Origin of the sequence: Thermoflavimicrobium dichotomicum (genome assembly GCF_900114055.1) — a bacterium.
In the GTDB taxonomy this organism is placed as follows: domain Bacteria; phylum Bacillota; class Bacilli; order Thermoactinomycetales; family Thermoactinomycetaceae; genus Thermoflavimicrobium; species Thermoflavimicrobium dichotomicum.
Genome location: NZ_FORR01000002.1, coordinates 250,803 through 273,689 on the forward strand (window position 1 = coordinate 250,803; position 22,887 = coordinate 273,689).

At 41.9% G+C, this 22,887-nt stretch carries 25 protein-coding genes and 1 pseudogene; 13 read left to right on the forward strand and 13 right to left on the reverse strand.

The features are described 5' to 3' along the window. Nucleotides 1–150 precede the first annotated feature (150 nt). The 3 genes from BMZ78_RS19540 to ribD all read left to right on the forward strand — a co-directional run bounded on the left by BMZ78_RS19540 (nucleotide 151) and on the right by ribD (nucleotide 1,225). Nucleotides 151–297: a GntR family transcriptional regulator gene (locus BMZ78_RS19540; protein ID WP_093228066.1), complete on the forward strand. Its 147-nt coding sequence runs from the start codon at nucleotides 151–153 to the stop codon at nucleotides 295–297. A 42-nt stretch (nucleotides 298–339) separates the two neighbouring features. Beyond that, nucleotides 340–738, forward strand: coding sequence for a UTRA domain-containing protein (locus BMZ78_RS19545; protein WP_093228067.1), 399 nt, complete (start codon nucleotides 340–342; stop codon nucleotides 736–738). Between the two features lie 79 nt (nucleotides 739–817). Beyond that, nucleotides 818–1,225 (forward strand): bifunctional diaminohydroxyphosphoribosylaminopyrimidine deaminase/5-amino-6-(5-phosphoribosylamino)uracil reductase RibD, encoded by a 408-nt coding sequence (gene ribD, locus BMZ78_RS03625; RefSeq protein WP_093228069.1) that lies wholly within the window; start codon nucleotides 818–820, stop codon nucleotides 1,223–1,225. Between the two features lie 122 nt (nucleotides 1,226–1,347). Here the strand turns inward: ribD and BMZ78_RS03630 are convergent. Further along, a pseudogene (locus BMZ78_RS03630) lies at nucleotides 1,348–1,510 on the reverse strand (DUF255 domain-containing protein); the annotation flags it as partial. Nucleotides 1,511–1,802: 292 nt separating this feature from the next. Between BMZ78_RS03630 and BMZ78_RS03635 the strand changes: the two are divergent. The 4 genes from BMZ78_RS03635 to BMZ78_RS03650 all read left to right on the forward strand — a co-directional run bounded on the left by BMZ78_RS03635 (nucleotide 1,803) and on the right by BMZ78_RS03650 (nucleotide 5,921). Beyond that, nucleotides 1,803–2,750, forward strand: a complete 948-nt coding sequence (locus BMZ78_RS03635; protein ID WP_093228070.1) for an ATP-grasp domain-containing protein — start codon at nucleotides 1,803–1,805, stop codon at nucleotides 2,748–2,750. A 547-nt stretch (nucleotides 2,751–3,297) separates the two neighbouring features. Continuing rightward, nucleotides 3,298–5,190 carry a Piwi domain-containing protein gene (locus BMZ78_RS03645; protein ID WP_093228074.1) on the forward strand — a complete coding sequence of 631 codons (1,893 nt, stop codon included), beginning with the start codon at nucleotides 3,298–3,300 and terminating at the stop codon, nucleotides 5,188–5,190. A gap of 125 nt (nucleotides 5,191–5,315) precedes the next feature. After that, nucleotides 5,316–5,480: a hypothetical protein gene (locus BMZ78_RS19550; protein WP_425263911.1), complete on the forward strand. Its 165-nt coding sequence runs from the start codon at nucleotides 5,316–5,318 to the stop codon at nucleotides 5,478–5,480. Between the two features lie 255 nt (nucleotides 5,481–5,735). Continuing rightward, nucleotides 5,736–5,921 (forward strand): hypothetical protein, encoded by a 186-nt coding sequence (locus BMZ78_RS03650; RefSeq protein ID WP_093228075.1) that lies wholly within the window; start codon nucleotides 5,736–5,738, stop codon nucleotides 5,919–5,921. A 280-nt stretch (nucleotides 5,922–6,201) separates the two neighbouring features. Here BMZ78_RS03650 and BMZ78_RS03655 read toward each other — a convergent pair whose 3' ends face one another. The 3 genes from BMZ78_RS03655 to BMZ78_RS03665 all read right to left on the reverse strand — a co-directional run bounded on the left by BMZ78_RS03655 (nucleotide 6,202) and on the right by BMZ78_RS03665 (nucleotide 8,840). Next, nucleotides 6,202–6,705: a GNAT family N-acetyltransferase gene (locus tag BMZ78_RS03655; protein ID WP_175482268.1), complete on the reverse strand. Its 504-nt coding sequence runs from the start codon at nucleotides 6,703–6,705 to the stop codon at nucleotides 6,202–6,204. A 122-nt stretch (nucleotides 6,706–6,827) separates the two neighbouring features. Next, nucleotides 6,828–7,778: an AlbA family DNA-binding domain-containing protein gene (locus tag BMZ78_RS03660; RefSeq protein ID WP_175482269.1), complete on the reverse strand. Its 951-nt coding sequence runs from the start codon at nucleotides 7,776–7,778 to the stop codon at nucleotides 6,828–6,830. A gap of 171 nt (nucleotides 7,779–7,949) precedes the next feature. After that, on the reverse strand, nucleotides 7,950–8,840 hold the full coding sequence (locus BMZ78_RS03665) for a DMT family transporter (RefSeq protein ID WP_093228080.1): 891 nt from the start codon (nucleotides 8,838–8,840) through the stop codon (nucleotides 7,950–7,952). 293 nt (nucleotides 8,841–9,133) lie between these two features. On the opposite strand from BMZ78_RS03665, the gene BMZ78_RS03670 reads away from it, so the two are divergent. Then, a complete protein-coding gene (locus BMZ78_RS03670; protein ID WP_093228304.1) occupies nucleotides 9,134–10,147 on the forward strand; it encodes an NAD(P)H-quinone oxidoreductase in 1,014 nt (337 codons plus the stop codon). 196 nt (nucleotides 10,148–10,343) lie between these two features. Here the strand turns inward: BMZ78_RS03670 and BMZ78_RS03675 are convergent, their stop codons facing one another. From BMZ78_RS03675 to BMZ78_RS03695, 5 genes are all read right to left on the reverse strand, one after another. Then, nucleotides 10,344–11,474 carry a J domain-containing protein gene (locus tag BMZ78_RS03675; RefSeq protein WP_175482270.1) on the reverse strand — a complete coding sequence of 377 codons (1,131 nt, stop codon included), beginning with the start codon at nucleotides 11,472–11,474 and terminating at the stop codon, nucleotides 10,344–10,346. 355 nt (nucleotides 11,475–11,829) lie between these two features. Next, nucleotides 11,830–12,831, reverse strand: coding sequence for a DUF4179 domain-containing protein (locus BMZ78_RS03680; RefSeq protein WP_175482271.1), 1,002 nt, complete (start codon nucleotides 12,829–12,831; stop codon nucleotides 11,830–11,832). Between the two features lie 31 nt (nucleotides 12,832–12,862). Next, nucleotides 12,863–13,390 carry an RNA polymerase sigma factor gene (locus BMZ78_RS03685; protein ID WP_093228084.1) on the reverse strand — a complete coding sequence of 176 codons (528 nt, stop codon included), beginning with the start codon at nucleotides 13,388–13,390 and terminating at the stop codon, nucleotides 12,863–12,865. A gap of 166 nt (nucleotides 13,391–13,556) precedes the next feature. Further along, a complete protein-coding gene (locus BMZ78_RS03690) occupies nucleotides 13,557–14,012 on the reverse strand; it encodes a DUF6376 family protein (protein ID WP_245739721.1) in 456 nt (151 codons plus the stop codon). 230 nt (nucleotides 14,013–14,242) lie between these two features. Beyond that, nucleotides 14,243–14,686, reverse strand: a complete 444-nt coding sequence (locus tag BMZ78_RS03695) for a DUF6376 family protein (RefSeq protein ID WP_093228086.1) — start codon at nucleotides 14,684–14,686, stop codon at nucleotides 14,243–14,245. A gap of 373 nt (nucleotides 14,687–15,059) precedes the next feature. Between BMZ78_RS03695 and asnB the strand changes: the two genes are divergently transcribed. The 3 genes from asnB (at nucleotide 15,060) to BMZ78_RS03710 (ending at nucleotide 18,437) form a co-directional block, all read left to right on the forward strand. Beyond that, entirely contained in the window at nucleotides 15,060–16,952 is a 1,893-nt protein-coding gene (asnB, locus tag BMZ78_RS03700; protein ID WP_093228087.1) for an asparagine synthase (glutamine-hydrolyzing), read from the forward strand. Nucleotides 16,953–17,099: 147 nt separating this feature from the next. Next, nucleotides 17,100–17,582 (forward strand): divergent PAP2 family protein, encoded by a 483-nt coding sequence (locus BMZ78_RS03705; protein WP_175482272.1) that lies wholly within the window; start codon nucleotides 17,100–17,102, stop codon nucleotides 17,580–17,582. A 30-nt stretch (nucleotides 17,583–17,612) separates the two neighbouring features. Beyond that, nucleotides 17,613–18,437, forward strand: coding sequence for a cobalamin-binding protein (locus BMZ78_RS03710; protein WP_093228088.1), 825 nt, complete (start codon nucleotides 17,613–17,615; stop codon nucleotides 18,435–18,437). A gap of 29 nt (nucleotides 18,438–18,466) precedes the next feature. Here BMZ78_RS03710 and BMZ78_RS03715 read toward each other — a convergent pair whose 3' ends face one another. After that, nucleotides 18,467–18,757 carry a YuiB family protein gene (locus BMZ78_RS03715; protein WP_245739722.1) on the reverse strand — a complete coding sequence of 97 codons (291 nt, stop codon included), beginning with the start codon at nucleotides 18,755–18,757 and terminating at the stop codon, nucleotides 18,467–18,469. Nucleotides 18,758–19,086: 329 nt separating this feature from the next. Then, nucleotides 19,087–20,274 (reverse strand): NAD(P)/FAD-dependent oxidoreductase, encoded by a 1,188-nt coding sequence (locus BMZ78_RS03720; protein WP_093228089.1) that lies wholly within the window; start codon nucleotides 20,272–20,274, stop codon nucleotides 19,087–19,089. Between the two features lie 312 nt (nucleotides 20,275–20,586). Between BMZ78_RS03720 and BMZ78_RS03725 the strand changes: the two genes are divergently transcribed. Next, nucleotides 20,587–21,567, forward strand: coding sequence for an NAD(P)/FAD-dependent oxidoreductase (locus tag BMZ78_RS03725; RefSeq protein WP_093228090.1), 981 nt, complete (start codon nucleotides 20,587–20,589; stop codon nucleotides 21,565–21,567). A gap of 138 nt (nucleotides 21,568–21,705) precedes the next feature. Further along, nucleotides 21,706–21,966: a hypothetical protein gene (locus BMZ78_RS03730; RefSeq protein ID WP_093228092.1), complete on the forward strand. Its 261-nt coding sequence runs from the start codon at nucleotides 21,706–21,708 to the stop codon at nucleotides 21,964–21,966. Between the two features lie 102 nt (nucleotides 21,967–22,068). Here BMZ78_RS03730 and BMZ78_RS03735 read toward each other — a convergent pair whose 3' ends face one another. Both BMZ78_RS03735 and BMZ78_RS03740 read right to left on the reverse strand, forming a co-directional pair. Further along, entirely contained in the window at nucleotides 22,069–22,425 is a 357-nt protein-coding gene (locus BMZ78_RS03735) for a HesB/IscA family protein (protein ID WP_093228093.1), read from the reverse strand. Nucleotides 22,426–22,508: 83 nt separating this feature from the next. Continuing rightward, nucleotides 22,509–22,730 carry an aspartyl-phosphate phosphatase Spo0E family protein gene (locus tag BMZ78_RS03740; RefSeq protein ID WP_139203255.1) on the reverse strand — a complete coding sequence of 74 codons (222 nt, stop codon included), beginning with the start codon at nucleotides 22,728–22,730 and terminating at the stop codon, nucleotides 22,509–22,511. Nucleotides 22,731–22,887 lie beyond the last annotated feature (157 nt).

Here is a 22,887-nt window from a genome sequence, read left to right on the forward strand (position 1 = left end):
TTATCCCTTAAGGAATACCTCCCCAGGCTAGGGCTTGGGAAGGCTTTTTTCAGAATCTATTGTATAATGACTCGTGATTACATAAATATAGATTATTTTAGATTATCTAATTGTCCCCTGATCATTATGTAAGCAAAGGAGCCGAACAACGTGTCTAAAAGTGTTTGGGAAGAGATTTACGAAGAGTTGAGGGACCAAATCATCTCGGGCAAGATTCCTCCCGATTCAGCCTTTCCAACAAACCTAGAACTAATGAAGAAGTACAATGTCACTCAGCTACCATTCAATCTGCAGTAAATGCACTGATCCGTGACGGGTTGATTCTGTCTCAAGGAAAAAGTGCTCCCCGCATACGGAAGCAAGGCGCTAAAAAATATCCTGGAACTGAAGATTGTAAAGCAAAAGAAGGAACTTCCAGATACTCTTCAAAATGAACTGAATCCACCTGTGCTGTTTTATCACACGGAGCAATTTCTGAATGATATGTTGGTCGGAATTTCCCGCTCATATGTCCCCCATTATCCCGTGATAGACGAACTGTACAAACTGATAAATCAAGCCAATGCGTCTTTATACAGATCACTTGAGTATCTGGGGTTTCCTCCCACTACCTGCGAGGAAAGACTGATCGCTGATTTTGTAACCACACAAGAACGTAAGGAGCTGCAGTGCCAAAAAACTCGAACATCCCCGTTGTTCGAGTCATTCGCAAGGTGTTTGACCCGAACAACCATTTGATCGAATATTGCTTTCTGACCTATCGCGCCGACTATTATGAGTTCTTTTACCGATTCAACTTCCAGGAGGGAAAATCACCATGAAAACCGATCTTGAATACATGCATGAAGCCGTTTTGGAAGGAAGAAAGGCGCGAGGCAAAACGGGAACCAACCCACCGGTGGGAGCCATCATCTTGAAGGACGGGGAGATCGTCGGCAGAGGTCATACCTCCCATCTTGGAGGCCCGCACGCCGAGGTGAACGCATTGCGGATGGCCGGGGAAAAAGCAAAAGGTGCCACCGTCTATTGTACGTTGGAACCTTGCGCTCATTACGGCCGCATCCCTCCTTGCACCGAAGCCCTGGTTAAAGCGCAAGTCGCCCGAGTAGTGGTCGGGATCATGGATCCGTATCCTAAAGTCAATGGAAAAGGCGTGGATTACCTGAGACAAAATGGGATTGAAGTTCGGTGGGCTATTTGGAAGAGATTATCAAAGAGAATTTGAAAGAGTTTCTGGAGAGGGTAAAAAGCGGATAACAAGAGTAAATGGCTGCAGGTTCATCCTGTGGCTTTTTTCTTTTTCCATCTAAAAATTACTCCGGTTTGTGTTTCTCCTCCCTCGTGTCACCAATGACAAGTAGGAATACCCAATAGAAAGAAAAATGGGTTTATCTTCTTTATTAGCTATTTCAAACGCCTCTTCGCTCCATGGATACCAATCAACAGGATTGTAGGCATGTTGCAGAAGATAAGGCGACTTTTCATGAATCAAACGATTCGGCTTTTTCATCGATACCACCTACTTTTCCGATTCGGTTGGTTTATCTTACCATATTAAGAAGCGAGGCTCAACTTGCCTCGCCTTTCATCACGATTTCCTTCAATTTCCCAACCTAATTTTTTGAGTATAAATTGATTTGAAAAGAAAGAGTAACTCCTGTAGTATACAAAGGGTGATACGTATCGTCTTATTTTCACCAACCAGGTTAAATGGATTCTAAACGAAACGAAAAAGTGGAAAACGACGATTCAATCGTTACGACATTTCCCTCTTCCGCGTGATATTCAAGGAGGAAAACAAGATGAGTAAAATCTATATAATCCATGAAAACAGTGAATGGACCGTTCACTTGACACGACGGTTAGATGAACTTGGCTTGCCCTATGAAGAATGGTTTCTAAATGAAGGGACAGTCGATTTACAGGCAACGCCGCCAGAAGGAGTTTTTTATAATCGAATGAGTGCCTCTTCTCATACGCGGGATCATCGCTTTGCCCCGGAACTGACTGAGGCAGTACTCGCATGGCTGGAGCGGCATGGACGTCGCGTGTTCAACGGAAGCCGTGCCCTGCGCCTGGAAGTAAGCAAAGTGAACCAGTATATGGCACTCAATGCACATGGCATTCGCACACCGAAAACGATCGCTGCTGTTGGTAAAACACAAATCATAGAAGCTGCAAAACAGCTCGGCACTCCGTCGTTCATTACGAAACATAATCGCGCTGGAAAAGGGCTTGGCGTGCAATTGTTCCATTCCATTGAAGCGCTGCAGCAGTATGTTGAAAGCGCTGCATTTGAAGATTCAGTCGATGGTATTACGCTTATACAAGAATACATTCAAGCACCCGAACCATTTATCGTTCGTTGTGAATTTATTGGCGGCAAGTTTCTATATGCAGTGCGGGTAGACACGTCGGAAGGATTTGAACTTTGCCCAGCGGATGCCTGCCAAATTGGCGATTTATTCTGTCCAGTTGGAGAAACGCCGACGCGTCCAAAATTTGAAATTATCGATGGCTTTTATGATCCAATCCTGGAAAAATATGAGCAATTTTTGCGTGCAAACGATATTCATATTGCTGGTATTGAATTCATTTATGATCAAAACGGGACAATTTTTACGTACGATGTAAATACCAATACAAACTATAACTCAGAAGCGGAAGCACGTGCCGGAAAGTTCGGGATGTTGGAGCTGGCGAAATTTTTAGGAGCTGAATTACAGCGACTTCAGCATACTACGAAATAAATTAATGGGTCTGTTTTCCCAATGTTTCCTGTCTATCATTGCGGCAATATAAGCTAATTTAAATAGAAGTTTAAAATGTTCAAGTCTGTAATGACTAACATGGTCTTATATCTTATCCGTATATATTTAAAAAACGACTTGGTTATCCTCAAGTCGTTTTTTTCTTATAAATTTATACTTTTTAGCTATCCGTTTTTGCTGAATCCTAACAACATATGATTGATCAAATCGTAACACAGATGTTTACCCAGATGTATAAAGTCATTATACAAATTTATGAAAATCGCTTTGCCCCTACATATATCGGATATTACTGACGTCTCATCATCTAACTCAGGATCATAATCCCTTGCTTTATATGGTTGTAGACTTATTTTTTCTAATGGTTTACTGGATATTAATTTCATATTAAACACTTTTTCAACCTCTTACATAAAAATATTTTTATGATTTAGAAGGTATCCCGGTTGCCACCACGAATCAAATATTACTTAAAGAGCACTATTAAAAATCCACAAATGAATTTATCAATAGGAGGAAAAAGGCATTGGAAAAAGCCCACTTTATCTCTGAGTGGACGTTGGAAACCAAGGCTTCTGATCTTCCAATTTACCTCTATACCATACCACAAACAAGTCAAGAAATCAGTCAAATTGAAAAATACACAGCCAAAATAAAATATGAAGTGATGAGACAAAATCCCGGGATTCTATTAGAAAGCGCGGGTCACCTTCTTGGATCATTTCAAAAGGTCAAAGCATGGGGAAACTTCACCCCGATTCGAGAAGAATTTCGTTGCATTCAAGTAGAGTCGTCAGTCGAAAGGAGATTGTTGGAGCGTCTGTTGGCCAGGAGCTTTGAAAATGCGCAAGATCCTAATATTTTTTATACTAAAAAAAATACTATTACCATCAAAAAAGCTAAACGGCTAAACAATGATATCGAGATGAGACGCTACCTTCAATTCGAGATGAATGTTTATCCATCTGGCTTGATCTCAATCGGCTTTGATCTCCATCACCAGTTTTCTTATCGAAAAAGCCTGTATGATATGATTCTGAAGGGAGTTAAACTGGAAGAAAACTGCCAAGTCGTGGATATTATCAATCGCAAAACCTATCATTTCCACAGCATTTCGGATCAAACTGTGTCAGATCCTCTGTTGAGTACCGGAGAAAGCCCGATCGACTATTATCGAAACAATGGCAATGAGAAATATGTCAAGAACATTCCTCCATATACTCCGGCTATCATCTGTTTTTCCCCAACCAGTTCCAAACCATTGTACTTTATCCCGCAACTGTTAAGGTTGGTTTGCACATGGGATCAGGTTCCTATTGACGGAAAGAAAGAGACCAAAATTCCTGTCGATGATCGTGTTCAGAGACTGATCAAAGGAATGGGCAAGGTCATGAACGACTGGAAAAACAATTGCCCGGATCTTCCCATTCGATTCCATGAAAGAAGCCTGTTCGCTGATCAAGCCGGGTTTCGAATCAAAGTCATGAAAAAGCCAACGTTGTTATTTGGCCAAGGAGTTGAAGATACCTGGGGTCAACGTGGATTGAAAAAGGGTGGCGTTATTTCTCCTCCGAAGAAACCCATTGAATGTCAGATTCTGATTGATGACAATGTGGTCAAAAATTTTACGAAGCGTTATAAGCATGGGCTAGACTTCCCGTTTACGATCGCGCTGCAAAAATTATCGAATAAATTGGGAGTTACATTAGAAAGGTCAGCGCTGGACAGCGGAAAGATCAGACGCATCCATTTTGACGATGCCCTTTCGCTTCGTGAGGAATTGCAGGAAGCAGCCAAAATCATGAACCGCGAACATCCGCTCATCATCGTGGCCAAAAAGGAACATCTGGAGAAAAAAGTGGGTTCGAGAGACTTTTATTCATTGATTAAACACCTGCTCGGCAGAGATCACTGTCTTCGTACACAGGTTGTAACTTATGAAACCAGTGAACTCAAAAGTAAGGGAAGCGAAAACATCTTGTTGAATATTCTCCTGGGGCTGTACGTGAAAAACGGAGTCCATCCTTGGAAGTTGAAGCACCCTCTTCACTCCGACTGTTTTGTCGGGCTCGATGTATCTCATGAGGGAGGGATCCACACCACCGGGATCATCCAGGTAGTTGGAAAAGACGGGACTCCTCTTTGGACCAAACCGCTCTCCAATTCTGAACGGGGTGAGGTAATCCGTAGGGAAACCATCGAGCAATCCATTAATCATACCCTGGATCGATACAAACAAAAAGAAGGCCGCTATCCCAGTCATATCACTTTTCACCGTGACGGAAAAGGCCATCTTACCGAAGTGAACACGATTCGCGATATCCTGAATCAGTACCATATTTCCTTTGATTATGTTGCCATCGAAAAAAACATATTGAGAAGAATGGCTTACAAAGATAATCCGAGCCCAAATGGGTAAATCCCCTAGGACATGCGTATATTCGTGATTCGGATAACATTGCTTATCTTTGCACTACAGATCCAAGCGATCATGTAGGGATGGCACAGCCCATCCGAGTCCGTCGACTGACCCAACATCTTTCCATGGATCAGATCATTGAAGACATCTACAGGTTAACCTACATGAATGTCCACTCTATCAACAAATCGAGACTTCCCAGCACCATCAACTACGCCGACAAGAGCTCCACTTTCTTTTCCCGCGGGTTGCTTCCGCTCGGAATAGAGATGCCGATCCAGTCGGTGTAATAGCATTATCATCCCTCAATAAACTACAGACCAGGAACCGCTGCAGTCCTGGTCTCTTCTCTGTTATAAAGCATAGATAACTGCGATGGTATTGAGATTTTTGGCAATCACTTATGTATAAGGGTTTCGAAGAAGAAGTTTTCTCGGAGCCAAGCATTTTCCTTCCGAGAGTATATGTTCTGCGAAAAATATGCGAGGCAAAGCGAAAGAGCATATAGTAGAAGCATGAAAATGTGACAAAGGACGTGATGGGCGATGCCAGCCAAAAAAGATGTCACTACAGAAGCTGTGGATTGGGCGTTGGATCATGCTATTGAGAAAATGACCCTGGAGAGAAAAGAGGCGATTGCCGATATTCCTCTAGCCCAAGCGATTCAAGATAACCAATTGGATGTGGATCGCATTATGAAGCTGATTAATGAGGTAGAAGAGGAAGATTGATGGATGTGTGTGTTGATCATCCAGATAATCACAAAAAAACAACCGATTCTAAGTTGAATATCATTAAAGATAGCCATAACATAGTTGGTAACTATGCTCAGGAGAGCGGATGACTTACTCGCTACACCCAGGAGGGAAGAATAAAACACTCCTTCTGACAAGAAGGAGTGTGTATTCATTGTTTGGCAATCTAAAACTGGTTTAACCCCAAAATAGTAAAACTACCTTACCCTCACCTGACCAGTCAACGGATTGAGATCCCCCAAGTCCAAAACACTTCCTACCTAGTCAACTCCCACTTCTGCAAATTGCCTTCTACAACAGTGCGCTGCATGTTGAGTTTTTCCAGAACACGAATGGAAGGTGCGTTATCAATTAGACACTCAGCAATCACTTTCTTGACTGCAGAATTGGAAAAAGCCCAATCGATAAGTAGTCTGGCAGCTTCCGTTGCGTATCCATGATTGCGATAGGACTGAACAATGCCGTAGCCAATCTCTACGGTTCCGGATTCGTCTGGCTTTCCTTTAAATCCCATATCCCCTACTACCGTATTCTCTTTCTGATGAATAGCGATCCACATTCCCCAGCCCAGCATCTCCGGATCAGCTTCCAGGTCTCTCAAAAACAACGGTGCAATGTCTCTGGTATCCTGTGTCGGCCATTCTGATGGTAACTTTGCTCCCAATCGTTGGCTCAATTTGTCTCTGTCTTCATCGATGATCAGTCTGACAATCTCGCCCGAACACGGGATCAATTGGATACATTTCCCTTTCAACACCATTTTGCTTTCCTCCATTTTTTTGAAACGATCAATTAGATCATCCTTTTACCAAGCAACTTTCCTAACAAACCCACCCCAATAAAAAACCCGCACGACAGCGGGCACAGCCTGGATATGAACATCTACTGGCTCTTCTTTCTTTTTTTCAACACCTTTTCTTGATCTGCATAGATCGGATAGAGATGCGTAGGAAGCTTTTTCACTTTTTCCGGATCATGTTTTTGTTGCGGATGCTCAATGTGAAAGTGAGACAATACAGCATTTACCTTTTCGCTCATTTCCGAAACTTCCACTTTCATCTTTTCCAACTTCCGACTGACGGCCTGGATTTCTTCAAAAGCTTCCATGGAAAAACTGAGGGCATCATCGGATAACTTTTCAGCTTGATCGGCACTGTTAAAAATATCATTTAATTTATACTGGATCTGTTCGGAAGTATCTTCCACAGTAGACTCCAAGATCAGCAAAATGTCATCCAGCTCTTTACTGATTTTTTCCTTTATTTGATAGAGTCCCTGATTGAGTACCTTCAGCTCCAGGCGGCTCTGCTCCAGTTGCTTTTCCAAAACGGTTGTTGCCTGCCTGAACCGGTGGAAAAATTGCCTGCCTTGCACTTCGAGATAAAGATCAAGCAATCGATCAGGTGTGAGAGGGATATTTCGCCCATCTCCCCGTATCATATATAATCCTTTATCCGTACAGTAAGGTTTGTACTGTCCACTCGGAATTTCAATCCGATAAAAAGATACGCCTTCATCAGTTGTTTCCACATAGATTTCTATGTCAATCGGGGGCCTGCATGAGGTCGCCTTGCTAATGATGGCCAGTTTTTCACCATCACTGATTTTACATCCGACCACTTTTCCTCGCTGCCGTCCGTTCGCATCTTCTACTTCATCCACCCCAATCAGAATCACGCCACCTTCCGGCGAGTTGGCAAAGGCCACCATATCTTCTGCTTTCAAACCACTGCGGTTTCTTTTAAAGTCAACATCATTCCCTTCTTCTTTGCTTAACAGCTCTCTGGCTCGCTGGCTCAGTGTTGCCGTTGGTCTAGTTGCATCCGCAACCAAAAAAATGCACCCCCATCATCTCTTTCACTACGCAATTTCCCTTTTGCTCTGGTCATACTCATCCTATTTTTTACTTCCCCTATTTTTCTTTGTCTTCAACATAGAAATGCATTTTCCTTTTTCCTTATTTTTCATTGCCAAAAAAGCCCATCCATTGTGATGGGCTTTCTATCACTCTTTTTCAGGTTGTATGGTCACGACCAACACGCCAACCAGGATAAAACATCCACCGATGAAAAAGTTGACATTCAGCTGCTCACCGAGCAACAACCAGCCCAATAGTGATCCGACAACAGGCTGAAAGAAGAAAAAAAGTGACCCAATTCCCGCATCCATCAGCTCCATTCCTTTATTCCACAGGAAAAAGGCGCCTGCTGTAGAAACAATTCCCAGATAGAGAACGCCTGAAATCACGAGCCAGTCGTTTAAAGTGACAGGATTTACTTGCACTTCCCAAATCATGATGGGAGTGGTAAAAATCATGGCAAAGAATATGGCATAAGTGGTAATTGTTAAAGTAGAAAAGCGGTCAGAAGCGACTTTTACATAAACAGAGAGAAGAGCCCAGGAAATGGCAGCTCCAACTAGAGAGATACTTCCCCAAAAATAGCTTCCAACACGGGTATCCCAACCAATGACCAAAATAACCCCAATGGTTGCCAAAAAGAGAGATAACAGTTTGCGAGCGGTTAACTTTTCCTGTAACACAAAACGGGCAAACAGCACAATGAACGCGGGGGTTGCCGAAGTAATCAAAGCGCCTGTATGTGCGTCTGACCATTTGGTACCGATAAACTGAAGAGAAATCGATACAAAATAGCCGATAAACCCGATCCAGATCAAAAGGAACCAGTCTTTTTTACGAATGCGCTCCTGTTGTTTGGTCTTCCATTGCATTCCTTTCAGCACAGCATACAACACACCGAATGCCACGATATACCGAAGCCAAACCAGCGTGATCGGCGGGACAAAATCCAGAACATATTTGCTGACGACATACATTCCGCCCCAGATACTTGCAGCCAACGATAAACACAAAGCACCAAGGCCATTCTTTTTCATTTTTCATACCTCCGTCTTTGATGGATGAAAGAGTCATCCCTAAAGACGGGGCGCATTTCCACTGTTCATCCCCGTCTTCAGGTTAGGGATGAACAACTGGTTGGTCATTTTCAAACAGGTCGAAATACATTCTCATCCTTACTGCCCCTCTCTTTTTTCATTATTTTTTTATTATAACAAAACATTGGATGGAGGTGTCGCTTCATCTTTTTATAAAAGAAAGGCCTGTTCCAAGTTAAAATAGAGAGGAGAGATATTTGAACGTCGTTTGCTAGATGAAAGGAGTGCTACAATTGAAAGCCATTCTTGCGAAACAGCCCGGTGGGGTCGAACAACTGGAATTTGTAGAATTGCCCAAACCAAAACCTGCAGCCGATGAGATATTGGTCAAGGTTTACAGTACCGCACTCAATCGGGCGGATCTTGTCCAAAGAAAGGGCTATTACCCACCTCCACCGGGAGCCAGTCCTGTATTGGGACTGGAATTTGCCGGAGTCGTGGAAGAAGTAGGTGAAAACTGTCAGGATCGCTGGAAACCGGGGGACCGTGTCTTCGGATTGCTGCCAGGAGGGGGCTATGCCGAATATGTGGTAACTCCGGGTGATTTGGCGATTCCGATCCCCAGTTCTTTCACTTTTGAGCAAGCAGCAGCTATTGCCGAAGTATTTATCACTGCATACCAAACCCTGTTCTGGATCGGACGGGTGCAACCCGGTGAAACGGTGCTGATTCATGCTGGAGCCAGTGGAGTGGGCAGTGCAGCCATCCAGTTGGCCAAATCGATTGGTGCATATTCGATCGTCACGGTTGGCTCTGAAAAGAAAAAAGAGTTTTGCTTAAACCTGGGTGCTAATCATGCCATTAATTACAAACAAGGGCCGTTCTTGCCTGAGGTCATGAAATATACCGATGGAAAAGGGGTTCATCTCATTTTGGATTTTGTAGGGGCTCCTTACTGGGAACAGAATCTGGAATCACTGCAAACGGATGGGCGACTTGTATTGATCGGGACATTGGGAGGAACCAAACTGAAAGAAACCTCGATCCAAAAAATCCTGATGAAACGCCTGCAGATTACCGGAACAACCCTTCGCTCCCGCTCTGTTGATTACAAAGCCCATCTTACAAAAGATTTTGCAGCTTATGCTTTGCCCTTGTTTGAAAGTGGTGAATTAAAACCGGTCATTGATCGCATCTATTCTTGGCATGACGTAAAAGAAGCCCATCTCTATATGGAAACGAATCAAAATATGGGTAAAATTATTCTCAATATTATCGAAGACCCTGCCACAACTCCCCAGGTATAATCCAGAGAGTGAGGATATTGACAAACAAAGGGGCTCCTTTTCCAGTTGCGAAACGGAAAAGGAGCCCCAGCGCCAATGTTGCCAAGCAACACCATCAGATGGGTTCCTTACGGAGTGACTGTGATGGTACAGAAGTTGTCACGGAGAAAGGAAGCCATTCCGAAGCGAGGGAGAAACGATCCATATTTTCAGAATATCAAGGTCGAGGCAATTCAAAACGCTCCTGATAGTGGCTGATCATCTCTTCACCCTTGATCACGGTCTGCCCGCTCAGATTTTTCGAAATGTCTTCTTTCATCACAAATCTGGAAATCATATCGATCACCATAACGTGCGAACTGTCTGGTAAATTGGCAATCGACCATTCGAACACTTCTTCCATATCCCCTGATGCTTTCGCTGTTGTATAGCTTGCCTGTGTCGTATCCATTTTGACCATTTGATTTCCAGATGAATCTTCCAGATGCAATTCGATTTTAAAAATCGGTTTCTGAACAAAATCGACGAGATCAGCCCGTTTTTCCACTTGACCGCTGTCTAACATTTTCTGTAGAAACTCTTTGTTTTTGGCGGTATTTTGATAAACCTCTCTCTCCTGATCGGTTGGCTTGATGGAAAGTTTGAAAGAGGTTCTATTTCCTTGTTTCCTGATGTCTTTTAACGTCAAAATATATTTGTTATCAATGACAACCGGTTGGTTGAGCGAAAGAGGTGTCGCTTTGCCTGAAGAAATGCCAAATCCTCCCTGAAGGGCAAACAAAGTCACGACGGAAGCAATGACAATCGCAACCAGGACCAGTCCAACCATCCAACCTTTCTTCAACCGTGGTGATGGTTTGGTTTGCTCTTCTTTGATGGGTTGTTGAACTACAGGTTGAGAGCTGGGAGGTTCTGTATCTTTCTTCTGAACCTCTGTCTGTCTCTCCTTGCTCTCTTCCTCTTCGCTCTTTTCGGCGGTCTGGTCGTCAGAAGAAACGGTCTGATCCTGAAAAACGGGTTCTGACGACGTTTGTTCCTTACTTTCTATCTCTTTTTGATCTGCTTCTTCCTCCTCTTTCGTCTCTCTTTGCTGTTTTTTATCGTCAACGACTGACAGCTTTCTGCTTTTTTCCAATTCCTGATCATACTGTTTGCGTTTTTCATCATCCAACAAAATTTCCTTGATTTGCTCTAATTCTTCTACCATCCGTTCTGCTTCTTGCCGTTTGGTTAAGGTAGGCGCATTGATCCGATGCGTCCACACGCGCATTTGTTGCAAAATAGCCTGCTCGATTTCTTCCTTGGATGCCTGCTGGGAAACGCCAAGTAGTTGGTAATAATCTTTCATCTTCATCTCGACCTTTTATCTGGTTTCATTTCATTTTTATAATAATTCTTATTTTTGCATACCCATTTTACTATGGATATCCACTTTCTTCAAGAATGGATACCATCCATCTTCATCATCCATATCCAATAAAAACATGAAAATAAGACAAGCTCAGTCCCTTTTCAGAAACAAGCTTGTCTATTTTGAAAATATCGAATACATTTCTCCCGAACTTCGAGATGGGTTCCTTCCTCCATGACGACTTCTATGCCATCAGAGTCACTCTGAAAGGAACCCTCCCTCCGTTTTGTGGAAAACAGACACTTTTTCATCCTATGGATGGTGTTGCTCTTTCTCTGCGATCATGGAAATTTTATTTTAGTGGAATTTTCACTTGGCCTATTTCTTTTTTGTTTTTATATATTTTTAGTGTTAAGGATTTTGGACTTTCCATTGGGGAAACAAATGTTAACTTGGTCATTTTTAGATCGCCAGCTTCATACAATGATTCGATCTCTTTTCCATTCTCATCATGTAAGGAATAAGAGTAAGGATTCGTGTAATCGAGAGGTGCAAATCTTTTGATATCTAGTTGGATATAGGAACTGCTCACTTTTACCTGTTTAATCTCAACATTGATATCTCCGATAGATTGTGTGATATTTGGTTTGAAAATTTTGTTGTTCTTTTCCTTTTGTGCAGTAACAGTAAAGTCGAACTGTAAAGGTTTATTCTCTTGTGGATTGTCCCGCATAGGATCGGAGTAAAAAGCTTTCAGTTGTAACTTTACTTTATCGGGAAGTGGTTGTTCTAATTGATGGCTTTCATAACCCATAATAGTATGTTCATTTTTTTCTTTAATACTGCCAGATACTGCTCCCTTTAGTTGTTTACCATTGTGTTTGAAAATAAAACTGACATGAGGAGTTGGGAATGGGACCGTTCTTTTTCCCTTTTTCGTTTGAACAGTCATCTTTTGACCAGTCAACTTTCTTCCCTGCTTTATCTCATAACTAATGATTAAACTTGTATCATCATAAATAATATCTTTAATCGTTAATTTAACTCCATCTTTCTCCTGTGTTTGGTTTATTTGGTTAGTAGTGACTCCTTTCTTGACGGCATTTTTTACTCCTTTGTCTCCTATCTTTTCAAAAATGGAGCCAATGACAGGAACTTTGTTTAGAGTAGCGGCAAAGCTGGGCGAGATAAGACCGGCTGTGATCGTGCCAGCTATCATAAAGGATGCTGCCGTTGCTGCAAGCCATATTTTTTTCATTTGATTCCCTCGTTTCTTCTTTTCTGGCAGTGAAGTCAGGGTTTCTTCGATCCGGCTGAGCACCATTTCGGGAATCTCATTCCATTCTTCCTGCAACCGTTTTTTGATTTCTTGATCCTCCGTAAATCTATTCACAGCGCATCACCCTTTCTTTACTTACAGATAACCATTCAGACAAGATAGAACGCGCTTTATATAGACGTGATTTAATGGTTCCTTCTGGTAGATTGAGCAGATTGGCAATCTGTTCCAATGACAAGTCTTCAAAATAATAAAGAGTGATTACTAGACGATGGTTTGGATCAAGATGATTGACCAATTCTTTCAATTCAACCTCTTTATACTCTTTTGGAGCATAGGAGGGTTCTTGCAATTTTTCAAATGGGATCATCTTTTTGTTTTGGTGAAGCATTTTGTTACATTGATTGATCAAGATGCGAATGAGCCAGGTTTTAAAATAATTTGGCTGTTTCAACTGATGAATGGACTGATATGCATTTAAGATCGTTTCTTGAATTGCATCTGCGCAATCGGAATCATTTTTTAGTATTGCATAAGCGATACGGTATAAATGAACCTGATAGTGACGGATCAGCTTGGCAAAGGACTGTTTTTCTCCTTTTTGGGCACGTTTTACTTCTAGTTCAATTTCCAAGTGTCGTCCCTCCTCTTGGGTGTTTCTATTTATTAGATAGCAGTGGAGGAGGCAAGGTTTATCTGATCGATATGAATTCGAATTTTCGACATAAATCAAGTTTATTTACTCTTTTGGAAATACAAAAAGACAGCTCAACCCCAACAGTTAAGCTGTCTTATGCCTCTTAGTTTTTATTCAGATTTTGCACTTGATTGAGCAAGCCGGAAATATCTTTGAAGGTTTGGTACAGCTCTGATCCTTGAAATGCCTGCGGATCAATCTGGCCATTTTTCACGTTATTCAAGTAAGCGTCAATGCCTGCCTCCAGCTTCTTGTTGTGATCGAGAATGGTCTGATGTACATCTTTGGCAAAATCAGGAGGTGTTAATTGATTAAACGCCTGGATTTCCTTTTTCAGATCATTTAACTGATTTTCCAGATCTTTTCTTGCATTGGCATCTGTTACAGCTTTCTCAATCAAACCAGGAGCCTGGTTATAAAAATCACTGACTTTATTTATGTAATCCGTTGCTTTTGCTACATAATCAACTGAATTGGCCACATCACTTACTGCTGAACAGGCACTTAACACGACAACAGCCAGCAGAGTCAAAATGGCGAAACTGATTCTTTTTCGCAAGGAAGATCTCCTCCATATTACTATAGTTTCATTTAACAACATAATATTGATTTTATCACAAAACAAGCAGAAATAGTATTAATAGATTGAAAATAACTTCTCACCAAATGGACAGAAACTTGTTCCATTTGGTTCATGCATGAAAAAGTAAGATTTGGTAATATAAAGATAGCGGAAATAAAAGAGAATATCCCAGAAATAAATGAAAACCATTCTAATCTTTGTGTCGATCAATATTTATCCAATCGCTGTATTTCATCACGCAACTTGGTCATCTCCTGAATGGTTTGCTTCAGCGCTGGAGTTTGAAACAGTTTGGGATCCACTTTACCATTTTTGATGTTGTTTAAATAAGCATCAATATCTTTTTCAATCGTCTGATTGTATTTGAGCATTTTTTGGTGGATATTTTCCGCACGATCCGGCGGGATGATCTCATTGTATTTCTGAAGTTCACTTTTTACTTCTTTCAATTCTTTTTCCAAAGCGGCTTTGCTCTTTACATCACTTGCCGCTTTTGCAGCAAGATCGCTAACATTGTTTGCTAAATGATTCACAATATTTATATATCTAACCGATGTTTTGACATAATCGACTGTTCCGGCAGGACGAGAGTAAGAACATCCGGTTAGCATGACAAAGGCTGTAAACAAAACTAGGAAGATCTTTTTCAATCCGATTCCCTCCATCTACTCTTGAAAATAACGATTGCAGTCCTATTCATTGTCAGGGGCGTAAATGCACATGTTGTCACACCCGTATGATATCACAACCCCTATTATAGTCCATTTATCCAGACTGCCAAAACCCTCATTTCGACGTAAGGTGCTGGCAAACATGCCATTTGGCTTAAATTGGACTTACTTTTTTATGAAAATAGACAAATTCTATCTGGTCTATTTCTTGTAGAATCAGCTATACTAGGACAAGAGTGAGCGTGGGGATTTCTATTATATGTCAAAAACAAAAATGATCATACAAAAGAATTTTATTTCTGCGTTGTTTTCAGATAAAAAACTCTACATAAAAGACAGGTGAACGGAAAAAATGTGTGGTTTTGTATCAGTTTATCAAAAGTATGGCCAACCAGTTCAAAAACAGGAAATAGAAAGAATGACTGAACAAATTCACCACCGTGGTCCAGATGATACCCACTTTTTTATTGATGAACATATTGGATTGGGTTTCAAACGGTTGAGTATCATCGACCTGGCGCATGGACGGCAACCGCTTTGCAACGAAGATGGTACGGTGTGGATTGTTTTCAACGGTGAGATTTATAACTATAAAGAATTGCAGCAATGGCTGAAAGATAAGGGACATCAGTTCAGAACCAACTCCGATACAGAAACGATCGTTCATTTATACGAAGAAGTTGGCTTTGATACGCCCAAATATTTACGTGGTATGTTCGCATTCACGATTTGGGATATGAAAAACCAGTATTATTTTGGTGCGAGAGACCATTTCGGGATCAAACCGCTTTATTATACGGAAACACCCAGAGGCTTTTTCTTCGCTTCAGAAATCAAATGCTTGCTTGAGCTGGAAGATGTATCACCTGAAGTGAATGTGCCGTCCCTTTATCAGTATCTCACTTTCCAATATAATCCATATACAGAAACCTTTTTCAAAGGAATCCATAAAATTCTGCCCGGTCACTGTTTCCTGATCCAAAATAACCACTTGGATATCCGGCCATACTGGCATGTGCATTTTGAACCGGATGAGAGTAAACCACTTTCCTATTACATTGAACAAACCAGAGCGATCCTGGAAAACTCTGTCCAATATCATCGCCAGGCAGATGTGCCACTCGGTGCTTTCCTGTCCAGTGGTGTAGACTCTTCCACAACAGCCGGTCTCTTGCGCAAACATGGACCACTCAAAACGTTCAGTATTGGTTTTGCAGTTGGACAAAACGAGTTACCATATGCCCGTCGCACAGCGGAACACTTTGCAACCGAGCATTACGAGCTGGAAGTCACACCACAGATGTTTATCGACCATCTTCCACAAATTATCTGGTACATGGATGAACCATTGGCGGATCCGGCTGCCATTCCGTTGTACTTTGTTTCCAAGCTGGCTCGTGAACATGTGACGGTGGTTCTTTCTGGAGAAGGTGCCGATGAATTCTTCGGTGGCTATAAAATCTATCGGGAGCCGAATGCTTTGCGTCCATTCGCCTATATGCCACAAGGCCTGCGTAAAATGCTAGGAAATATCGCTTCCAACTTGCCGGATGGTATCAAGGGACGAAATTACATCATCCGTGGTTCGAAATCACTGCAGGAGCGTTTCTTTGGAAATGCATTCATCTTTAGCGAAGACTTGAAACGGGAAATCCTGACCAATTGGGTCAACCAACAAACCCAACACCTGCATCCCATTGATATCACAGCACCTATTTATGCAAGAGCAAGCGAATACGATGATGTAACCAAGATGCAATACCTCGATATCCATACCTGGTTACCGGGAGATATCCTGCTGAAAGCAGATAAAATGTCCATGGCGAACTCGCTGGAGCTACGTGTTCCATTCCTGGATAAAGAAGTATTCGAGGTTGCGAGAAAGATCCCAACCAAATATAAAATTGCTGGCGGAACAACAAAATATGTACTACGTGAAGCAATGAAAGACCTGTTGCCAAAAGAAATTCACATGAGACCGAAATTAGGTTTCCCAGTACCGACACGTCACTGGTTGCGCAATGAATTTTATCTGTGGGCCATTGAGATTCTCAGTACAAGCCAAATTGATCAATATATCAATAAACGCCTGGCAATCCAAATGCTGTCCGATCACAAAGAAGGAAAAGCAGATCATAGCCGCAAGTTGTGGACCATTCTTTGCTTTGCGCTCTGGCACCAAATTTACATCGAAAAACAGGCACTCCATGATTTAAATAACGTGACGATCTCCAAAATTTCTTGACGAAACATAAAAAGGTTGCCACTTTCAGGCAACCTTTTTCCGTTTACCTATTCAGGTAACAATATAGATATGTACATAAACGGCAATCGGAAAATTTGTTTGTTTTGGATGGTACCCTGCCTTGTGAAAGTGAAAGGATGAACTGAAATGCTGGATGAACTATTTTCCAATTTTCCACTATGGGCATCGATCACTGCCATCGTGTCAGCCCAACTGCTAAAAGTTCCCTGGAACTATTTCATTTCACAAAAGTGGGATTTGGGATGGCTTTTTCACTCGGGTGGAATGCCCAGCTCTCATACTTCTGCTGTCATCTCCCTCGCTACAGCGATTGGATTAACCGAAGGATGGCATTCAAATTCCTTCGCGATCGCCGTCATTTTTGCCATCATTGTCATGTATGATGCTACAGGTGTACGTCGCCATGCTGGTATTCAAGCCCAAGTGATCAATCAATTAGTTGAAGATTTCTCTACATTATTGCATGAAATTCGCCAACTCAATGAAAAACCTTTGCGAAAATCGGGGATTAAACTAAAAGAGATATTGGGACATAAACCGATTGAGGTGTTTGTGGGTTTTTGGTTTGGCATCATGATTGCGCTTGTTATGTATTGGTTGTGGTTTTAGCCGGATTTTATTTCCTGGAGGAGAAATCCCATGAAACGAATTGTCTCCATTTGCCCGAGTAACACCGAGATTTTATACTTTTTGGGTCTGGATCAGCAAATCGTTGGATTGGACAATTATTCGGATTGGCCCAGTGAATGGAGTCATTTGCCTCGTTTGGGACCGGATTTGGATATTGATATCGAGAAAGTAAAAGCTCTCGAACCAGACCTGGTAGTCGCATCTCTAAGTGTGCCGGGTATGGAAAAAAATATTGAGCGTCTGGAACAAGCCAGTCTGCCTTATATCATTCTGAATCCCAAATCCTTACATGATATTCCACAAGACATCCTGAAGTTGGGGCGAGCACTTGGTTTGGATGAAACCGCTACACGCGTGGCCAACCGATTTCAAATCGAGCTGGAACAGATCCAGGCTCATATCCCCAAACGTTCCAATCCCGAAAAGTTATATTGGGAATGGTGGCCAAAACCCGTTTTCAGTCCTGGAAAACATAATTGGCTGACAGATGTAACACGTCTGGTGGGTGCTACCCATATTTTTGAAGAAATTGAACAGGAAAGTGTTCAAGCTGATTGGGAAACCGTCGCCCAAAAACAACCGGATCGTTGCCTGATCGTTTGGACAGGGATTCCGATCAGTCGTGTACGTAAAGAATTGATTACTTCCCGTCCACCCTTTCACGGAAAAAAATTTGCCACACCCGAGCGGATTCATATTTTGGAGGAAGGATGGTATTGCCGGCCTTCGCCTCGATTGCTTACTGGCATTAAATATCTGGCTCACTTGTTGTATCCTGAATCCTTCACTATACCTGATTCCAACAATCCTTTTCAAGACAATCGCATTCAATAAAAAAAGCTCTTCATGTTGATGAAGAGCTTTTAAAACATCTTATATCCTTTGGCCCGCAATGTTTGAATGGTCCAACCACCTGTAATCGTTCCAGCCAATCCGGCTACCATAATGGAGATGTCTGCAAAATGGTAGGAAGTCAGGCGGAAAAACAGAAAAGCAGCAATACCCAAATATATTACTAACGGTAACCAAGTGGTTTTTAAAATCATGTTTAAAATAAAGCCGATACCAAAAAACAATACAAAGAACATGACAATTGAAACAACCATTTGCAACATATTAATTCTCTCTACCAAAAACACCAGGGGCAGACTCATCGGCCTTCGCCTCCATCTACACGTTCAATATCTCTCATCATTGTACAAAAAAACGATCCGCCATTCAATGAAACATCGTCCCTTGAAACATGACCATCTGTTTACAACTTTTAACAAATGGTTTGTATTCTGTTATCATCTTTTGGCTACAATAAGGGTTGGAGTTGAATCAAAGGCGGATATCCCATGCGCCCCATGAGATGTCCCCATGTATACACCTGGATTTCTCACCCTGATATCTTGCGTGCCCTCAATACCCTTTAACCCCAAAAAATAAAGTCCCACCTAGTATGGGACTTTATTTTTTATTATAAAAATATCCATTCGTATTATAGTTTTCCTTTACGCAATACGAGTGAAACGCCACCCAATAAGAATAACCAACGAAGATCAATCATTTTCTTTACAAAGGCAGCCCAGCCGCCAAATATTTTCTTGTCACCCACAGTACCAATCGCTTCTTTACGTCCAAGAGATGCAACGGTTCCTTTTGGCATATATTTGAATGGTTTCATCTCTCCGCCACGGATGAGAGCGACCAGGTTTTTGCCCAACACTTGACCTTGCTGTGTAGCCATTTGAGCTGTTGGTGGATATGGACGTCCTTCATCATTAAAGATCAAAGAGCTGTCTCCCACAACAAATACATTTTCATGCCCAGGCGCACGCAAATATTCATCCACTTTTACACGACCACGCATGGTCTCCAAACCGGATTCCTCGACCAATTTATTTCCGCGCACACCACCTGTCCAGACAACGGTTGCTGCCTTGATTTCCTGGCCACCTTTCAGAACCACACCGTCTGTTGTACATTCTTCAATGGGAGTACCGGTGATAAACTCTACACCCTTGCCTTCCAAATATTTGACCGCATACTCCACCAGTTCTTTATCAAAACCAGGCAAGACGGTTGGTGCTGCTTCGACATTCACAATACGTACTTTTTCGAGAGGAATGTCATATTCGTGACACAGCTCCGGCATGCGGTCTACAAGCTCACCAATGTACTCAATCCCGGTAAAACCGGCTCCACCTACCACAATGGTAATCAATTCATCTTTTTGCTCATTTTGGTAACGCGAGAACATATACTCCATATGTTCGCGAATCATGCGCACGCTATCGATGTTGCGAATAAAAAAGGCATTTTCCATTAATCCTTTAATACCAAATGTTTCAGGTGAGCTTCCTAAGCCAATAACCAGATAATCGTAAGAAATTGGGTCATTATTTTCCAAGAAAACTTTCTTTTCATCTAATTTAATGGCTGTCACTTTGTCCTGAATAAAATTCACTTTCCGTTCATTGATAACCGAACGGATCGATAAACGTGCATGGTCATGGTGGCTGGTGCCTGCAGCAGGCTCATGTAACTTCGTTGTAATGTAATGGTAAGCATTTTGGTTCACCAAAGTTATCTCGGCCTCATTATAGTGCAGGTGTTTCTGCAAACCTTTGACAGTCATCAAACCGCCGTATCCTGCACCGAGAACCACTATTTTTGGTACACTCATTCCTGATCACATCCATCTACATTTTTCCATTATGTTTAACACATCACAAGTTTTTCGTCATATAAGAACGTCCACCAAAATTAAATTATACCAATCAATATGATATGACTTTCACGAACCTTTGGCAAGACATTTTGTTTTCATTGTCTCCAAATATTCAACCCATATCCTTGTTTGTCTGTGGTAAACATTTCATTGCCTGAATTGTACATAATTTAACAAACTATTAGATAGATGCAAATTCCCATGTTATAATGGGAAGAAAATGAAAGTTCCAAACAACCTATTATTTTTGCAATTGAGGTGGTAATCATGACCATTACAGATATTCTCATTATAGGCGGAGGCCCCACAGGACTGTTCACAGCTTTCTATGCGGGGATGCGCAAAGCAAGTGTCAAAGTCATTGAAAGTATGCCGCAGTTAGGTGGCCAACTTTCTGCGCTTTACCCGGAAAAGTACATATATGACGTCGCTGGCTTTCCCAAAGTACGTGCCCAGGAGCTTGTGGATAACCTGATTAAGCAAGCAAACCTGTTTCAACCTGAGTTTTGCCTGAACGAAAAAGTACTCCACGTGACCAAAAAAGAAGAACAATTATTTGAAGTTGTTACCAATAAAAGCGTACACCTTGCCAAATCGGTTATTATTACTGCTGGTTGTGGAGCCTTTGAGCCACGCAAACTGCCTTTGCCTGAAGCAGAGAAATACGAAGGTAAAAATTTACACTATTTCGTTACCAATCTCGAACAATTCCGCAACCAGGATGTACTGATTGCAGGGGGCGGGGATTCAGCTGTAGACTGGGCTCTCATGCTTGAACCCATTGCCAGACAGGTAACCCTGATCCACCGACGTGATACTTTCCGCGCCCATGAACATAGTGTGGAAAAAATGATGCGATCCAAAGTAAAAGTGATTACCCCACGAGAAATTGTTCATCTGGCTGGTGACGAACAAATCGAAACCGTAACCATTGCTGATAAAAAACAAGGCACGACCGAAACATTAAAAGTAGACGCCTTGATTGTCAGCTTTGGCTTTGTTTCTTCACTGGGTCCCATCAACGAATGGGGGCTGGAAATCGAAAATGGCGCCATTAAAGTGAATTCCCGTATGGAAACGAACATCCCTGGTATTTACGCCGCTGGTGATATTGCTACCTACCCGGGAAAAGTGAAGTTGATTGCCGTTGGTTTTGGAGAGGCACCAACCGCTGTAAACAATGCGAAACAATATCTGGATCCCACTGCACGCTTACAGCCTGGCCATAGCTCAAACATGAAGTTTTAAAAGAATATCCCCTTTGTCTGTTTTCATCCTATTTGTTCCAAAAGGGTCTTAATTTATCCATCCAGAAAAACGAGACAGAACGAATGCATCTTTCTGCCTGGCTTGGCTCATGCTAAGAAAAAAAGTCAGGTGGATCGTATGAATCAGTTTTCATATGCCTGTCCAGTCTGTAATGGTTTAAATTCGCTTATTTTGCCATGTCCAAAATGCGGTCATTCTCTGCAGGATGGTGGGCGTGTTTTTGACTATCTCGCCAATTACAGTCCCTATCGTCCGATCGATGATCTGAAGATGACAGATGGATGGCAGGACTATCAAAACCATCTCTGCCCTCATCAGACTTATTGTGAACAGTGTGGATATCAACATGTCACTTTCATTCAGGAAATGCGATTATAGGAGAGACATCATTGGTCATTCACAGAAAAAATACATAGATTTCTTTACATATCACATAAAAACCCTTCCTTTCAGACCATTTTTCTGAAAGGAAGGGTTCTTTTAGCAATCTTCCGGTTTTCCTGCTTCTGTTGCTGTACGGAATGAAGCACCACATCCACACGCAGCAATCGCATTGGGATTGTCAATGCTAAAACCGCCACCCATCAACGCTTCTTTATAATCGATGACAGTCCCCTTGAGGTGAGGCAGGCTTTCTTTATCGACCAGGATTTTGACTCCATGCTGTTGAAGCTCCAGATCGGTGTCTTTTTTATCCGGATCAAATCCCATGGAATAGGATAAACCGCTACAACCACCCAACTGGACACCAATACGCAAATATTGCTGTTCAGGATCATCTGTATCTTGAAGCATTTCTTTCACCTTCAAAGCTGCTTGTTCGGTCAACGTAATCATATTGGTTAACCTCCTTTATCTATTTTTAGTATACAGGTTAACCCATTGTCTGCTCAAGCGATCAACTCCTGTCTTGTGACTGTTCAGATCGCTACCTCACGAATCGTGGCAGAATGTGATCGAATCCGATAAATCTTTTCGACGGTCTTCGATTCATCTGCACATTCTTTCTGCCATTGATTGTGAAGTTCATCCAATTCCTGACTCAATTCATACACATTGGGATGACCTAAACCCAAATCCAACGCTGTTACTTCCATTTTTCTACGCAACACTTCCATTTTCTCCTCCAGTTTCCGTTTCAAACGGAACGCCCCCTCTTTTTTTTGTTTTCTCTCTATCATCTACAAATTACAACAGTCTCTATCGACTAATTTTAGTATACACTGCCAATTAATAGAAAGAAAGTCGCATTTTTTACAAAATCATCATTCTTCGTATTTTTGAATACTCATCAAATAA

Coding starts and splice junctions, on each gene's coding strand:
- BMZ78_RS03675 (WP_175482270.1), bottom strand. CDS start 11,474: ATGAAAGATTATTACCAACTACTTGGCGTTTCCCAGCAGGCATCCAAG.
- BMZ78_RS03730 (WP_093228092.1), top strand. CDS start 21,706: ATGAATCAGTTTTCATATGCCTGTCCAGTCTGTAATGGTTTAAATTCG.
- asnB (WP_093228087.1), top strand. CDS start 15,060: ATGTGTGGTTTTGTATCAGTTTATCAAAAGTATGGCCAACCAGTTCAA.
- BMZ78_RS03650 (WP_093228075.1), top strand. CDS start 5,736: ATGCCAGCCAAAAAAGATGTCACTACAGAAGCTGTGGATTGGGCGTTG.
- BMZ78_RS03665 (WP_093228080.1), bottom strand. CDS start 8,840: ATGAAAAAGAATGGCCTTGGTGCTTTGTGTTTATCGTTGGCTGCAAGT.
- ribD (WP_093228069.1), top strand. CDS start 818: ATGAAAACCGATCTTGAATACATGCATGAAGCCGTTTTGGAAGGAAGA.
- BMZ78_RS03655 (WP_175482268.1), bottom strand. CDS start 6,705: ATGGTGTTGAAAGGGAAATGTATCCAATTGATCCCGTGTTCGGGCGAG.
- BMZ78_RS03710 (WP_093228088.1), top strand. CDS start 17,613: ATGAAACGAATTGTCTCCATTTGCCCGAGTAACACCGAGATTTTATAC.
- BMZ78_RS03720 (WP_093228089.1), bottom strand. CDS start 20,274: ATGAGTGTACCAAAAATAGTGGTTCTCGGTGCAGGATACGGCGGTTTG.
- BMZ78_RS19550 (WP_425263911.1), top strand. CDS start 5,316: ATGGATCAGATCATTGAAGACATCTACAGGTTAACCTACATGAATGTC.
- BMZ78_RS03635 (WP_093228070.1), top strand. CDS start 1,803: ATGAGTAAAATCTATATAATCCATGAAAACAGTGAATGGACCGTTCAC.
- BMZ78_RS03735 (WP_093228093.1), bottom strand. CDS start 22,425: ATGATTACGTTGACCGAACAAGCAGCTTTGAAGGTGAAAGAAATGCTT.
- BMZ78_RS03715 (WP_245739722.1), bottom strand. CDS start 18,757: ATGAGTCTGCCCCTGGTGTTTTTGGTAGAGAGAATTAATATGTTGCAA.
- BMZ78_RS03725 (WP_093228090.1), top strand. CDS start 20,587: ATGACCATTACAGATATTCTCATTATAGGCGGAGGCCCCACAGGACTG.
- BMZ78_RS03705 (WP_175482272.1), top strand. CDS start 17,100: ATGCTGGATGAACTATTTTCCAATTTTCCACTATGGGCATCGATCACT.